The organism is Nocardia sp. NPDC056100 (assembly GCF_042266325.1).
Classification (GTDB): domain Bacteria; phylum Actinomycetota; class Actinomycetes; order Mycobacteriales; family Mycobacteriaceae; genus Nocardia.
Map to the genome: position 1 here is coordinate 1,260,662 of NZ_JBHJVY010000001.1, position 15,776 is coordinate 1,276,437.

At 67.9% G+C, this 15,776-nt stretch carries 6 protein-coding genes; 5 read left to right on the plus strand and 1 reads right to left on the minus strand.

The features are described 5' to 3' along the window. Window positions 1-19: 19 nt before the first annotated feature. On the minus strand, window positions 20-745 hold the full coding sequence (locus ACFC0O_RS05800) for a hypothetical protein (RefSeq protein ID WP_375954164.1): 726 nt from the start codon (window positions 743-745) through the stop codon (window positions 20-22). Between the two features lie 232 nt (window positions 746-977). Between ACFC0O_RS05800 and ACFC0O_RS05805 the strand changes: the two genes are divergently transcribed. The 5 genes from ACFC0O_RS05805 (at window position 978) to ACFC0O_RS05825 (ending at window position 15,776) form a co-directional block, all read left to right on the plus strand. After that, on the plus strand, window positions 978-1,961 hold the full coding sequence (locus tag ACFC0O_RS05805) for an aldo/keto reductase (protein WP_375954165.1): 984 nt from the start codon (window positions 978-980) through the stop codon (window positions 1,959-1,961). An 83-nt stretch (window positions 1,962-2,044) separates the two neighbouring features. Next, window positions 2,045-5,422 carry a DUF4132 domain-containing protein gene (locus ACFC0O_RS05810; RefSeq protein ID WP_375954167.1) on the plus strand — a complete coding sequence of 1,126 codons (3,378 nt, stop codon included), beginning with the start codon at window positions 2,045-2,047 and terminating at the stop codon, window positions 5,420-5,422. A 13-nt stretch (window positions 5,423-5,435) separates the two neighbouring features. Further along, entirely contained in the window at window positions 5,436-8,786 is a 3,351-nt protein-coding gene (locus ACFC0O_RS05815; RefSeq protein WP_375954169.1) for a DUF4132 domain-containing protein, read from the plus strand. A gap of 156 nt (window positions 8,787-8,942) precedes the next feature. Next, window positions 8,943-12,254 carry a DUF4132 domain-containing protein gene (locus ACFC0O_RS05820; RefSeq protein ID WP_375954171.1) on the plus strand — a complete coding sequence of 1,104 codons (3,312 nt, stop codon included), beginning with the start codon at window positions 8,943-8,945 and terminating at the stop codon, window positions 12,252-12,254. A gap of 168 nt (window positions 12,255-12,422) precedes the next feature. Further along, window positions 12,423-15,776: a DUF4132 domain-containing protein gene (locus tag ACFC0O_RS05825; RefSeq protein ID WP_375954173.1), complete on the plus strand. Its 3,354-nt coding sequence runs from the start codon at window positions 12,423-12,425 to the stop codon at window positions 15,774-15,776.

Below are 15,776 nucleotides of genomic sequence, written 5' to 3' on the forward strand. Positions count from 1 at the left end.
TGGAGGTGAAGTGACGAGGTCAGTGGGTGCGGAGTTTGGCTACCTGGGCGGTGAGAACGCGGTCACCGAAGGCGATGCTGTCGGCGGGGACTTCGGCGGACATGAATTTGCCGGTGATGTAGACGATTGCGGTGCGGGAGCCTACCGTGGCGAATTTGATCAGGCCCGAGGACGGCATGGTTCCCGTTGCGCGGGAACCCAATTCGCGCATCAGTGGCATTTCCACGACCGGGCCGATATCGGCGATATCGCGGGTGACCGGTATTTCGAAGCCCGGATCCGCGGACTTGCCCGCACCGTCCATGAAGACCATGCCCGAGCCGGTGCCGGCGCAGCCGTGCATGGCATCGGCCAGGGCCGTGGTGTCGATCGCCCGGTTGACCACCGCGATCTGAACGTCGTAGCGAGGCCGCCCGTCGGCGGTGTCGATGCGGGCCAGCGCACTCGCGTAGGGATCGCTGTTGATCACCTTGATCGCGGTATTGCGGGCCTGACATTCGGGAGTCTGCTGCGCCGAGGCGAATCCGATCATGCCCAGCGCCATCGCATCGGTCGCGGGCGGCACAACATAGGTCACGCCGGGCGTATCCCCCGTTGTCACCAGATAGTCCGTCATGGGCCGCGGCGGCACCGTCGTGGTGGGCGCGGTGGTCGTCGCGGGTGCGGCCGCTTCCTCGGATTTCCCGCATCCGCCGATCGCGATCACCGATACGGCGGCCAACCCCGCCAACACAATCCGACGCACCGACACAACAATCCCCTCCAGCTGAACAAGCGACCCGTATCGAGTCCCGCGCAGCCTAACCCCCCATCCACGAGCAATCGAGAGGGGTATTGGTCGCAGGATTCTGTGCGGATCTCCGCGGCGGGTACCGCCTTGGTGAGTTGACGGGTTGACTTGGAGTGCGCTCCAAGTCGTAGGTTCGTTTCGAGCGGGTTGAGGCCCGGATTCGAGGTTGATCGAGGAGGAGTTGGGCATGATCGCGACCAGGAAGCTCGGGGAATTGACGGTCGGGGCCGAGGGGCTCGGGTGCATGGGGATGAGTCAGGCGTATGGGGTTCGCGATAGTGATGCGGAGTCGATCGCGACCATTCATCGGGCGCTCGAACTCGGGGTGACGATGCTCGATACCGCGAATGTGTATGGGCCGGAGACCAATGAGGAGCTGGTGGGGCGGGCTATCGCGGATCGCCGGGATCAGGTGGTGCTGGCCACCAAGTTCGGGATCGTGTGGGGTGAGGGCGGCTCGATGGGAGCGCGCGGGGACGCCGCATACGTGAAGCAGAGTTGCGATGCCTCGCTGAAGCGGCTCGGCGTGGACTACATCGATCTGTACTACCAGCATCGAGTGGATCCGAATGTGCCGGTCGAGGAAACCTGGGGTGCGCTCTCGGAGCTGGTGCAGGCGGGCAAGGTGCGGTACCTCGGGATTTCCGAGGCATCGGCGGAGACCATCCGCAAGGCGCACGCGGTACATCCGGTGACGGCGCTGCAGAGCGAGTGGTCGCTGTGGACTCGCGATATCGAGGCCGAGATCCTGCCCACCGCACGGGAATTGGGGATCGGTATCGTGCCGTTCTCACCGCTGGGTCGCGGCTTCCTCACCGGCGCGATCACCTCCACCGCGGATCTGCCCGCCGATGACATGCGCCGCCGCCTCCCCCGCTTCGCGGACGGCAACCTCGACAGCAACCTCGCGATCGTCGCCGCCCTGCGCGAGCTGGCCGAGGAAAAGGGCGTCACCGCGGGGCAATTGGCGCTCGCGTGGGTGCTGAATCAGGGCGCGGACGTAGTGCCGATTCCGGGCACCAAGCGCCGCACCTACCTGGAGCAGAACGTCGCCGCGGCCGAGATCCCCCTCAGCCCCGCGGATTTGGCGCGCATCGAGGCCGCCGCCCCGGCGAACGCTATCGCAGGAGCCCGCTACCCGGAGGAATTGGCCCGCGCGGCCGGGAAATAGGCGCGGCACGCCGCTCCCCCGAATCCCTGTCGGAGCCTCTGGTTACAGTCGCTGCGTCAAAACGCTCCACGATTCGGGGGATCATGCTCGACTCCGCTTACACCGCCACCGGTGCCCACCTTGATGAGGACCACTGGGTGGTGCCGGACGAGTGGTGGGCGCGGGCGCTGCCGGTGCGCGGCCACGGACCCCGGCGCGAGCCGCTGCCGGTGTCGGCGACGGCTATCGCCGACCAGGCCGAAAGGCTTGCCGCCCATCAGGATTCGGTACAAGACACACTGGGCAACTCACATCCCGATCCCGAGTTGGCGCAGGCCGGTGCGGCGGCGGTAACCGACTTCGCGACCTGTTCTCCGCTCGGCGCGGCGGCGCTGTCGCTCGCGCTCGAGATCGCGGAGTACGGCACACCAGCGGTCGCCGACGCCTGGGTGCTGCAGCACGGACTGGTTTTCGCGGCCGAAGCCGCGGTCCTGCACGCCGCGCTGATCCGCGATGGCGAATGGGACCGGTCCAACAACACCTACCACTACCGGATCGGCCGCAGCTCGTCCGGTGATCCGGGCAGGTCCGATGCGCCGGAGAATCTGCGCCGCGTCCGCGCGCTGCTCGCCGACGCGTCCGAACAGGATTACCGTGCGGCGGTGGCCGCGATCGACGCATTGCGTTCCGCGCCGGGCGGTTTGGCGATTCGCATCGCCGCGTCGTATCTACTCCCCACCGAACAGCATTGGGTACGTGCCGATCTGGACGAACTCACAAACCACATCCTGGACTACAACAGCCGTTTCCTGCTCCTGATCGGATCCGTGCACGCCTATCCGGATTTCGAACGCCTCGTCGACGCGTTTCCCGCCAGCTCGTTCATCTACAGCTCACAGCACGGGCTGTGGGAAACCGCGCTGGCGCGTTTCGGTCCCGAATGCGCCGGGGCGATCGATCGAATGCTGCGCGACCGTGAGCTCAGCGGTGATTACGTGGCGAAGCTGGCGGCCATTCTGGCCTGCTTGCCCAGCGATGCGGCGTTCTCGGCGCTCACATCGCGGGTCGAGCAGCGCTTCATCCCACCGGCGCTGCTCGAAGCATCGCTGCGCTATCCGCGGCGTGCGCTGCGCCTGCTGGGTCCGATCTCGCCCAAATCCGGTATGGCCCGCCATATCCTGCGCACACTGGCCGCGCTGCGCCCGGCACTGGTCGCCCGGCTCCCGGAGGCCACCGGGTTCCTCGATACCGATCGGCTACGCACCGCCGCACCGGCCGAACTCCCCGAGGTGCTGCGCGTCCTGCCGTGGCGCGAGGCCCGTGCGAAATCCAAGGCGGTCAGCTTTCCCGAACTGACACAGTCGATTCCGGACGGGCTGGCCTGGCTTCCGGGTGAGCAAGCCGAGTGGGCGGCCACGGAGGTCACGGTCTATCGGCCGTACCACACCGATTGGGCGGCCAGCCTCGCCCGCGCGGTGGTGCAGAATCACGGCGATCTGATGCGCATGCTCGCCCTCGCCCCCGAGGAGCTGGCCCGGCCCTATCTGGCCACGGCCAAACTCGACCGGTACTACACGGTCGAGCACGCGCTGCGCCGCATTCTCGCCCGCTTCGGCGCGGACGCCCTGCCGTTCGTGCTGCGTGCGGTGCAACAGGATACGCAGGGACTTGCGTATCTGCTCGCCCCGATCACCGGTAGCGCGGTGACCCTGACGACGATCCGCAGACTCGACGGGAAGAGGTCCCGCGCGACCGCGCTGGCCTGGCTGGACCGCAATCACGCCACGGCGCTCCCGGTCATCATCGGCATCGCGCTGGGCAAACCGGGTAAGGACCGACGCCACGCCGAGACGGCGCTGCGCCTGCTGGCCGAGCGGGGTCATCGCAACGCGGTGGACAGTGCCGCAATGGAATTCGGCGAGCCGGTGGCGAAGGCGATCACGGGTGTACTGGAGGCGAATCCGCTGCACCAGTTGCCGCCGAAGATCCCCGTGACACCCGATTGGCTGGTGCCCGAACACCTTCCCGCGCTGGCGCTGCGGCGCAGGGACGGGTCCGCGCCGCAGGATGCCGTCACCTTCCTGTCCGCGCCCGATGCCCTGCACGTGTGCACCATGCTCGCCATGTCCGGTGCGAACGGCGATTACGCCGGGGTGGAGCAGGTGATCGCGGCCGCGGATCCGGAGTCGCTGGCCGAATTCGCCTGGGGCGTCTTCGAAGCGTGGCGTTTCGCCGGGTATCCGTCGAAGGATTCCTGGGCGCTGCACGCACTGGGCCTGCTCGGCAATGACGAGACCGCCCGCAGGCTCGGCCCCATGATCCGCAATTGGCCGGGTCAGTCCGCACATGCCCGCGCGGTGTCCGGGCTCGATATCCTCACCGCGCTGGGTACCGATGTGGCGCTCATGCAGTTGCACGGCATTGCGGAGAAGGCGAAGTTCAAGGGCCTCAAGACCAAGGCGCAGGAGAAGATCGCCGAGGTCGCCGAGACCTTGGATCTGACGCCGGAGCAGCTCTCGGACCGGCTCGTCCCGGATTTCGGCCTGGACGCGCGCGGCACGCTCGCCCTGGACTACGGTCCGCGCGGCTTCCTCATCGGCTTCGATGAACAGCTCACCCCGACCGTGTCCGATGCGATTCGGGATGCGGACGGGACCTGGCAGGCCACCGCGAGGCGCAAATCGCTGCCCAAACCCGGCGTCAAGGATGACGCCGAACCGGCCGCCGCGGCGTACAAATCCTTCGCCCAGTTGAAGAAGGATGTGAAATCCGCCGCCGCCGACCAGATCCGGCGTTTCGAACGCGCCATGGTGCTCGGCCGCCGCTGGAACGCGGATGAGCATCGGCGTCTGTTCGTCGACCACCCGCTGCTGTGGCATCTCACCCGCCGGCTGGTATGGGCGACATTCGACGAAACCGGTGCCGTCACAGGCTCATTCCGGATCGCCGAGGACCGCAGTTACGCCGATTCGGCCGATGATCCGGTGGTCATCGCCGATGAAATGATCGTCGGCCTGGCGCACCCCCTGGACCTGGGCGACACCCTCGGCGAGTGGGGTGAGGTGTTCGCCGATTACGAGATCCTGCAACCTTTCCCGCAATTGCAGCGCGAAGTCTTCACCCTCACCGGGGAGGAAGCCGCACTCGGCGCTCTCCCCCGCTTCCACAATCTGGTGATCCCCACCGGAAAGATCCTGGGCCTCAATCGTTTCGGCTGGGAGCGCGGTGAACCCGCGGACGGCGGCGTCTCCTGCGAATTCTTCCGCGTTTTGGGCGCGGGGCTTTCGGTGGTGATCGACCTCGATCCGGGCATCATCGCGGGTATCGCGCTGGAATTCGACAAACAGCAGATCGCGGTGCGCCTCACCGATACGGGCAACGAACACTATTGGGGCAGAGGCGAATCCACGCACACCTTCGGTGAACTGTCGCCGATCGCCGCCTCCGAACTGCTGCGCGAACTCAACGCGCTCATCGCCTGATCCGGGAAACGCCATGAACACACTGCGACGTATCGACGAGAACGCCTGGATCGTGCCGGGCGAATGGCAGGACCGGGCCGCACCCTATCGGGGTCACGGTGCCGTCGCGCCGATCCCCATCGATCCGAAAGCGCCTGCCACCCTTCGGAAATGGCTGACGGACGAGCTGGTGGCCAAAGCCGTGGAGGCCACCGCCATCAGCCGGAGCACGGACCTGGCCGAGGCCGCACGGGCCGCGATCGCCCAACCGGAGCACGCGACCCCGCTCGGTCACGCGGTGCTGGGCGGCCTGGCCGCCTACCTCGCCGATCGGACCGAGCCCAAACCCAAGACCCTGTACCGCCTGCTCGATGCGTGGATCGGCGAGCACGGGGTCGTGGTGGCCGCCGAGATCGCGGTGCACTGGGCCGGAACCAGCTTCGCCAGGACGAAGGTCAATCGCGAGTACCAGCCCGCTGCCGCACGCATCGAGCCGGATGGCCCGTTCACCGATGTGGGTATGCAGTTGCTGTCGCGATTGCGCGCCCATCTGTGCGCGGTTCCGGCGGCCGAATACGACGCGACGGTCGAAGCTCTCGGGCGCTGCCGGGAATCGGCCACCCTGTCCGTGCGCAGTGCCACCTCGTATCTGATTCCGTCCCAGCGGGAGTGGCTCGAATACGATCTGCGCTCGATCGGCCGCCACGACTTCATCTGGTACTGGTTCCTGCACCCGCTCGCCGTCGGGGCCGATACTCCGCCGGAACCGCTGCCGCCGGGCTTCTATGTCGGCGGTTTCACCGGCAAGGTCGAGGCGATGCGCGCACTCGTGCACACCGGTCCCGCCGCCGCAGGTTTTCTGGCCAACGCACTCGATGCCTACTATCTGCCCACCGATGATCAACGCCAACTCGGCGGCATGCTCGCCCAATTGCCCACGGACGCGGCCTATATCGCCCTGCTGGAGCGTGCCGATCGCCCGGTGCTGCGCAGTGCCCTCCTCGAAGCCACCCTGCGCTTCCCGAATCGGGCCCACCGCCTGCTCACCACGATATCCCCGCGACACCAGTTGGCGGACGCGTTGCTCCGACAGATTGCGCTCGTATATCCCTGCGCGGCAGTCCATTCCGAGGCGAACGGCGCATCCACGGACCCGTCGGGCGTCGCCGATCCCAGTGCAGAGGCAGAGTACGCCGCGACGGCAAGCGCGAGTGCCGCACCGGCGGAACTACCGGAGCTCCTCCGCACGCCACCGTGGGAGCGCGGTACCGTCGCGGCAACGCCTTTCGTATTGAAGCGACCGCCCGCGCCGACCCCGGCCGCCCTGGCCTGGCTGCCCGGCGAGCAGCAGGAATGGGCGAATCTGCCCGCACCGCACTTCGTTCCGCATGAGGGGTGGGAGGGCGCGCTCGCACAAGTGTTGTCCGCCGAGGGCCGCGCGCGCTACAACCCGATCGACATCTTCGCACTGGCACCGCCCGAGCTCGTCACCCCGCACCTGGATGTTCTTCGCGCGCACTGCTATTCGGGTTGGACCGATCTCATGCGACGGGTGCTGGGCCGCTTCGGTGACGATATCGCCGCGGCGATGGTCGAAGCCGTCCAGCGGTACCCCTATGACAATGCGCACGTGCTGATTCCGGTCACCGGTACCGCGGTCACCACCCTCATGACCCCGCTCTACAGTTCCAAGCGCGGCCGCCCGGCCGCACTGGCCTGGTTCGAACGCCATCTGGCCGTCGCGGCACCGGATCTGGTGGTCGCCGCGCTCGGCAAGCCGGGTAAGACGCGGGTGCTGGCGTGGAATGTGCTGCGCGCGTTCGACAATGGCGGTCACCGCGCGGTATTGCTGTCGGCGGCGGCCGGTCTGGGCGATGACGCCGCTCGGGCCCTGGAGGCCGAATTGTCTTCGGACCCGCTGCTGCACCTTCCACCGGAACTCCCGGCCCCGGCCGCCTGGCTCGCCCCCGCCGCGCTGCCGCTGATCCTGTTGCGCGACAGCGGAAAAACACTGACGCCCGAGGCGGTACACACGGTTTGCACCATGCTGTCGCTGTGCTCACCCGATGGCGACTACGCCGGGGTCACCCAATTCACGGCATTGGCGGACCGCGCTTCGCTCGCGGCCTTCGCCTGGGGGTTGTTCGAAACCTGGCAGCTGGCCGGATATCCCCCGGCGCAGAGCTGGATCATGCACGCGCTGGGAATCTGGGGCGACGATGACATCGCCCGTGCGCTGACACCCTATATCCGGGCCTGGCCGGGCGAGAGCGGGCATGCCCGCGCGGTCGCCGGACTCGATGTGCTCGCCGCGATCGGCAGCGGGCTCGCGTTGCGCCAGCTCAGTGGCATTGCCGAAAAGGTGAAGTTCAAGGGCATTCGGGCGAAGGCGCAGGAGAAGATCGCACAGCTCGCCGCGGAACAGGGCATATCCGCCGATGAACTCGCGGATCGGCTGGTGCCCGAACTCGGGATCGACGCCGGTGGGGCGCTGCGGCTGGACTACGGCACGCGCGAGTTCCGGATCGCCGTCGATGAGCAGTTGCGGCCCTTGATCTTCGACGCCCAGGGCAAACCGTTGAAGGCGCTGCCGAAACCGGGTGTCAAGGACGATCCCGTGCTGGCGGCGGCCGCGTACAAGGAGTTCACCGACTTCCGCAAGGATCTCAAAACCGTTGCCTCCGAACAGATCCAGCGCCTCGAACGAGCGATGGTCGAGAGCCGCCGCTGGACCGTGGCGGCACATCGTGAGCTGTTCGTCGACCATCACCTGTCCACCCAGCTGGCCCGCCGCCTGGTCTGGATCGCCGTCGACGGCGAGGCGACGCTGTCCTTCCGCATCGCCGAGGACGGCAGCCTCGCCGACGCCGAGGACAACCCGGTCACGCTCGCGGCGGATGCCGCCATCGGCATCGCCCATCCGCTGCACCTGAGCGACACCCTGGCGCAGTGGCATGAGCGATTCGCCGATTACGAACTGCTGCAACCGTTCCCGCAGCTCGCCCGCCCGGCGTTCCGGCTCACAGAGGAGGAGCGCGACGCACCGCGCATCGAACGGTTCACCGGTCGCGTGGTGCATCCCGCCAAGCTGCTCGGCATGAGCAGATTCGGCTGGTATCGCCAGGAACCGCAGGACGCGGGCCAGTCCTGGTTCATCGCACGACCGGTTCCGGGTGGTCGTTCGGCCGCGGTCCTGCTGGACCCCGGACTGTCCTCGATCGGCCTGCAGCACCAGCCGGACCAGCGCATCGTCGAGGTGGTGATCGCACCGCCGGGAGCCGAGATGGCGAATTGGCCGGGAGCCCCCGAGCGCCACCGACCGGCCGACCTGGATCGAATCACCGCCTCGGAGCTGCTGCGGGAGCTGGATATTCTCACCGCCTAGAGGCTGGCAGTATTCGGACTTGTCGAGCCGCCGACGGCACGACAGGCCGCCCATCGGTCCCGCGAGGATCGATCCGTCCGCCGGTTCGAGCAGCGATTCCGACGGAAAACCACGCCATATAGAACGGTGTGCGCACGAAACCCGGGGAGGGACAGCATGACTGAGTTGCGACGTATGGACGAGGACACGTGGGTGGTGCCCGGTGCCTGGTGGGCCAGGGCCGCCCGGTTCCGGGGACGCGGTCCGGAGCGGCCGATGCGGACGGCGAAGAAGTCCGGGGGCAGCGCCCGCGCGCTGGATCCGAAGGCCGTCCGCGCCACCCTCGAGGCCACCGCGGCCGACGGCCCGGATATCGCGACGGCCGGGCTGGCGACACTGGACGAGACCGTGGTGACGCCGCTCGGGGTGGCGGCCGTCGCGATGAGCAGTCATGTCTACCTGAGCAGAACCTACAGCGGCTCAGCGCCGGATACCGCCATCGCGGACCAGTGGGTTTCGCGGTACGGCCCGGTGTTCGCCGCCGAGGCAGCGGTGGCGGTGTCGGGCCTGGAGATTCACCACGGGCAAGACCGCCGCGCCCATCTGCGCTGGATCGCGCCGGACGATATGCCGAAGGGCGGTGCGATGGGGGTCGTGCGCGGTGTGCGCGGGCATCTGGCGAACCTGTCCGACGCCGATTACGCCGCGGCGGTGGCCGCGCTGGAACAGTGGCGCGGCAAAAGCGATGCGCTTTCGGTCCGGATCGCCGCCTCGTATCTGGTTCCCACCGAACAGGAGTGGTTAGAACGGGATCTGGCGGCAGCGGCCGGAAAACGGACCAGGCACCACTACTACTGGCCGCTGCTCGCGAACTCGGTGACCACCGTGGAGCAGCTCGAATTGCTGGCGGCCGGGTCGATGAACGGCACCCCGTTCACGACCCCGGATGAGTCGCTGTACAGCGCGATCGTGCACGTCGGCCCGGGAACAGCGCGATTGATCGCCGCGACAATCGATCTCGCGTGGATCGATATCGACAATCGGCGCTCACTGGCCGCTTTGCTCGCGCATTTCCCGACCGATGAGGCGTTCGGAATCCTGCTGGACCGGATCGCCGTCCCCGGCGTCCTGGGGCCGCTGATCGAGGCGGCGCGACGTTTCCCGCGCCGTGCGTTCCGCCTGCTCGCCGCGGATAACGCCGGTGACCGCAGGCGCACGGACCTGCTCGAAGCACTGGCACAGCTCTATCCGGAGCTGGCCGCAGCGGCCGGACAGCCGGTACGGCCATTGTCGAGTTCGATTGCCTTCGAAGGTATTTGCGCCGCCGACGAACTCCCGGAATTCCTGCGCACCCCGCCGTGGGAGCACGATGCGCGGGCGGCCGCCCCGGCGGTGGTGCCCGGCCTGCGCACGACAGGCGTTCGGCTGACCTGGCAGCCGGGCGAGCAGGAACGCTGGCTGGCCATTCCATCACGATGGGACGATCACGGCGCGGAATGGCCCGCCTACGTCGACAGGGTACTCGGCAACCCGAATTCGATCGCCTGGCCCCGCGGCCACGTTTTCGCCGATGCCCCCGCGGCGCTGGTCGCACCGCGACTGGCCGAGTTGCGCGCCACCGATATCGGATCGAATGTCTCTGTCGCGCAACGCATTCTGGCTCGCTTCGGCACTGCGGTCGCCGACCGCGTGGTCGAGGCGGCGCAGGTGTATACCGCACTGTTGACGGACGCGCTGCAACCCCTGAGCGGACCCGATATCACCGACTCGATGGTGCGACTGCTCGCGGTGCGCAAACATCGCGACATGGCGCTGGGCTGGCTGCGCCGCCATATCGACACGGCCGCACTCGATCTGGTGGCCGCCGCACTCGACAAGCCCGGCAAACAGCGCACGCTGACCTGGCAGGCGGTACACGCGCTCGACGAAAACGGTTATCGCGCAGCGCTGCTCGCGGCCGCCGCGACCTTCGGGGAGCCGGCGGCAGCCGGATTCGAAGCCGAACTGTCAGCAGATCCGCTGTCCCGCCTGCCCTCTCGTATTCCAGCCCTCCCGGCCTGGCTGCTGCCGACGGCACTGCCCGCCCTGGTGCTGCGCGATAACCGTCGGGCGCTACCCCGCGATGCGGTCACCGCGGTCTGCGTCATGCTCGCCATGCACGGACCCAATGGTCATTACCCGGGCGCGGTGCGGGTCGCGGAAATCACCGATCCGCGCTCGCGGGCCGAATTCGCCTGGGCACTCTTCGACGCCTGGCGCGGCGTCGGCTATCCGGCCGGCGACGGCTGGATACTGCACGCGCTCGGCCTGTTCGGCGATGACGACACCGCTCGCCGCCTCACCCCGCTCATCCGGACCTGGCCGGGCGAGTCCGCGCATCAGCGCGCGGTGACCGGACTCGAGGTACTGGCCGCGATCGGCACCGATTTCGCGCTCATGCAGCTCAACGGCATTGCCGAGAAGGTCAAGTTCAAGGGCATCCGGACGCGGGCGCAGGAGAAGATCCAGCAGATCGCCGAGGCGCGCGAGCTGACCGCCGAACAGCTCGCCGATCGCCTGGTGCCGCGTCTCGGCCTCGCCGATGACGGGACACTGCGACTGGACTACGGGCCGCGCGCCTTCCTCATCGGTTTCGACGAGACGCTCGCACCGGTCGTCAGCGATGCCGACGGTACGCGCCGCAAGAGCCTGCCCAAGCCCGGCGCGAAGGACGATCCGGAGGCGGGCGCGCACGCCTACAAGGCGTTCACCGCCCTCAAGAAGGATGCGAAAACCGTTGCCAGCGAACAGGTCCGGCGCATGGAACGGGCAATGGTCGATGGCCGCCGCTGGACCGTCGCCGAACATCGGCAACTGTTCATCGAGCATCCACTGCTGTGGCATCTGACTCGTCGACTGGTGTGGGCTGCCTTCGACGAGGCGGGAGCGCTCACGCGGGCATTCCGCGTCGCCGAGGACCGCACCCTCGCCGATCTCCGGGACGAGGGTTTCGTCCCGGCCGATGACCTGCTGCTCGGCATCGCACATCCACTGCATTTGACCGAAGACCTGGCGGCCTGGAACGAATTGTTCGCCGATTACGAACTGCTGCAACCCTTCCCGCAGTTGGCCCGGGAAACCTACGCCCTCACCGACGCGGAACGCGATGGCACCGATCTCACCCGCTTCGCCGGAATCAAGGTGCCGCCCACCGCCGTTCAGGGCCTGACCGCACGCGGCTGGGAACGCCAGTCACCGCAGGACGCCGGAAACTCGAACTGCTTCTACCGCCCGGTCTCGGAAGAGTTTTCGGTCGTGGTGGACATCTATCCCGGCTTGAGCGCCGGTATCCCACCCGCCGACCACGATCCGCAGGAGTTACCGCACGTCCATGTCAGTCGGCGCGGCCACGAGGACCGATTGCACTTCTCGACACCCCATCCGTTCAGCGCGATCGATCCGATAGCTGCCTCGGAGATGCTCCGCGATCTGGTCCGGCTCACCGGATAGACAGCGGGCGCGCGCGGGGAGGGATGTCACCGCCTCGCAGCTCCGGCGCGATGTTCAGCCGACCGCCGGTGCGGCACCGCCACCTTCGAGTGAGCCAGCGGGCGAACGACGGATGTCGGCGGGTGTGTTTACAGTCGATCTCGAATCGGCTCGAAGGATGGGGAGTTCATGGCAGAGGCACTTGGTCGCGCCGACGGGGAGGCCGTGGCGGCCGAGGATCGGTTCGCGCCGCCGGAGGCGCTGCGGGCGCTGGTGCGCATCCGCCGCGGTGGCCTGCTGGCGGCCGAGCCGCGAGCGGTTGACGCGTCGGCGGTGGCGGCGCGTGCCGAAGCCTTGACGATCGAATCCCTCGAAGCCGCGCTGCTTCGCCTGCAATCCCGAGATCCTGCGCATTCGATCGAACCGGCCGCGACCCATGTCAGGAATTTGCTCGCGGACTCCCCCGCCGAAGGCTCCACCCCCGGCGACGGATTCAGCACGGCCACCTGGGAGATGACCGTCGAGATGGCGGCGGCCCTGATCACCGTGCGGGTCGAGCGGGCCGTCCGGCCGACACCGAAGGATCGGCGCATCGCGGGCGAGGAAGTGACCGCGCTACTGGATCACTGGATCGGGGTGCGCGGAATCGAGTTCGCGGCAGAGGCACTGGTGCGGGCGGTGACAGCGCCGCTGTGGCAGAAGCCGAACAGCTGGTCGGACGGGGATATCGAGGCGGTGCGCGGCACACTGCTGCCCTTGCGCGCCCGGCTGGCCGAATGCGCCGATATCGAAGGTGTCATCGCGGTGCTGACGCGGTTTCGGGCACGGAACCGGCACGCACGGGTCGTCGCCTCGTATCTGCTTCCGGCACAGCATGAGTGGGTGGACGCCGATATCGAAGAGGTGGTCGGGGCAGGTAAGGCCGACGCCCATGCCCGGTTGCTGGTGGACGCCGCGCATACGCCCGCGCAATTGCGGCGGCTGGATACGGTATTCGGCTACTACTGGAGCCCGGACGGCTCGCCCGCGATCGACTCGGCGGCCTCGGCCATGACCGTCCTCGACGGCGTGGGTTTCGCGGCGCTGCCGGTGCTGGCGGGCTGGCTGGAACATCCGGAATTGCCCGCCGCGCTCAAAGGTGCGGTGGGACAGGCCATTGCGACGATCCCCACCGATGCCGCCTTCACCGCGCTGGCGACCCGCATCGATCAACCGGCGGCGCGCAATGCCGTACGCCAAGCCGCGGAATGGTTTCCGCGCCGCGCGTTGCGCCTGCTCGACGCGCGGAGCAATGCCGAGATCCTGCGCGAGCTCGTGCATCGGCACTCGGACCTCGCCGCCGAATTGCTGCCCGGACTGGCGGCGCCGACCGCCGATGTGGTTGCCGCCGAACTGGAATCGGTCGCCATCGCGACCGCCAACGATCGGCATCCCGATATCCCGGAGATCCTGCGCACACCACCGTGGCAGCGCAAGCGTCCCGCTCCGGTGGTCATCGACGGCCTGACCGCACCCGGCACCGTACGCTGCGCCTGGCTGCCCGGCGAGCGCGACAGCTGGCTCACCGCCGAGGAGATCACGCACCCCGACAGATTCGATATGTATCTCCGGCGAATCCGCCCGGAGGCATTGGATTCGTGGGATCTGTACGTCTGGCTCGCCGCTCCGGAAAGCCATGTGCGCCCGTTGCTCGCCGACGCCCGGATGAGTCACGCCTGGGCCGGGGAGGAGCGCTTGCGCGTCCTGATCGCCCGATATGAGACCGAGTCCTATCCGCTGGCGCTCGATATCGCGCGCCGCGCGGCCCGCGATGTCGGGCACGTCCTGGCACCGTTCGAATCCGCGGCGGCGGTGATGCTGGCCGTGCAGTGGCTCGAACGCCGCACACTGCGCGCCACGGCGATCGGCTATCTCGGCAGACATGCCGAATTCGCTTCGCGCACACTGATTCCCGAAGCACTGAGCAAGGGGATCAAGGCGCGGCGCACGGCGGGACGCGCGCTGCGGCTACTCGCCGAACTCGGGCACGGTGACGCCGTTCGAGCCGCCGCCGCGACCTACGGTGCGAAGGTCGTCGCGGGCGTCGACGCCGTCCTCGCCACCGATCCGGTCGATGTGCTGCCCGCGCGCATTCCCGCGCTCCCGGACTGGGTGAATATCCCCGCGCTGCCGCCGATTTCGGCGGGCGCGTGCAGCGCGTTGCCGGTAGACGCGGTGCACAGCCTGCTCACCATGCTGCTGTTGTCGACGCCCGGAGAGCCCTATGCGGGGCTGGATGTGGTCAAACATCACTGCGACACAGTGGAATTGGCCGAGTTCACCTGGGCCGTCTACCGCCAGTGGTGGCAGGCGGGCGCGCCGACCAAGCACTACTGGGTGTACGAGGCGATGGGCGCATTGGGCGATGACACCGTGGTGGAACGACTGCTGGCGGACGTGCGGGAGATGCGGTCCGATCCGCGCTCGGTGCCCGCACTGGACACCTTCGTCGCCATCGGCTCGAATGCGGCACTGCTGGCATTGAAGACGATCAGCGAGAAGGTCAAGACCGCCCGGGTGCGCGAGGGCGCGCTGGAACGGATCACCGATATCGCTGACCGCATGGGCCTGACACCCGATCAATTGGCGGACCGCCTGGTTCCGGACCTCGGGTTGCGCGCCGACGGCACCGCCGAGCTGGATTTCGGCCCGCGCCGGTTCGTCATCGGATTCGATGAGCAATTGCGGCCCACCCTCACCACCTCGGACGGTAAGACGATCAAGACCCTGCCCAAGGCGGGTGCGAAAGATGATGCGGAGCTGGCCGAACAGGCGCACAAGACGTTCCGCGGGATGAAGAAGGACGCTCGCGCGCTGGCCGCCGATCAGCTCGCCCGGCTGGAGCGCGCCATGGTGACGCGGCGGCGATTCAGCGTCACCGAATTACGGGAGCTGTTCATCGCGCACCCGCTGCGCTGGCATATCACCCGCCGCATCGTCTGGGGCGTGTACGAGGACGATGCCCTGGTATCCACCTTCCGGATCGCGGAGGATCGCAGTTTCGCCGATCACGCGGACGATGCGCTGATCCTCGCCGAGGACGCGGTGCTCGGCGTCGCCCATCCGCTCGAGTTCCCGGACCTGATCGGATCCTGGGCCGAGATATTCGCGGACTATGAACTGCTGCAACCGTTCCCGCAGCTGGCGCGGGAACTGTTCACCGTGCCGGAGGAATTGGGTTCGGCCACCGAGATACGCGGCGACGGAACCAAGGTCGACGGCATCCGCTTCCTCGGGCTCACCGGTCGTGGCTGGCCGCATCCGGGCACCGGTGACGGCGGCTACCTATGCGATTTCGAGAAGCCGCTACCCGGCGGGCATATCCTCCGGATCACCGCCGAACCCGGTATCGCGACGTGGGATCCGCAGGGCGCGCAGACCTTCGACGCCCGCCTGCACCGCACCCGGCAGCGGCGCGCCGATCTCACCTTCGCCGAACTGGATCCGATCACCGCCTCGGAACTGCTGCGCGATATCGCCTGGCTGAATCAGCCCACCGGCTAG

Excerpts from the sequence above, each read along its gene's own strand:
- ACFC0O_RS05825 (WP_375954173.1), top strand. The coding sequence starts at position 12,423 with ATGGCAGAGGCACTTGGTCGCGCCGACGGGGAGGCCGTGGCGGCCGAG.
- ACFC0O_RS05815 (WP_375954169.1), top strand. The coding sequence starts at position 5,436 with ATGAACACACTGCGACGTATCGACGAGAACGCCTGGATCGTGCCGGGC.
- ACFC0O_RS05810 (WP_375954167.1), top strand. The coding sequence starts at position 2,045 with ATGCTCGACTCCGCTTACACCGCCACCGGTGCCCACCTTGATGAGGAC.
- ACFC0O_RS05820 (WP_375954171.1), top strand. The coding sequence starts at position 8,943 with ATGACTGAGTTGCGACGTATGGACGAGGACACGTGGGTGGTGCCCGGT.
- ACFC0O_RS05805 (WP_375954165.1), top strand. The coding sequence starts at position 978 with ATGATCGCGACCAGGAAGCTCGGGGAATTGACGGTCGGGGCCGAGGGG.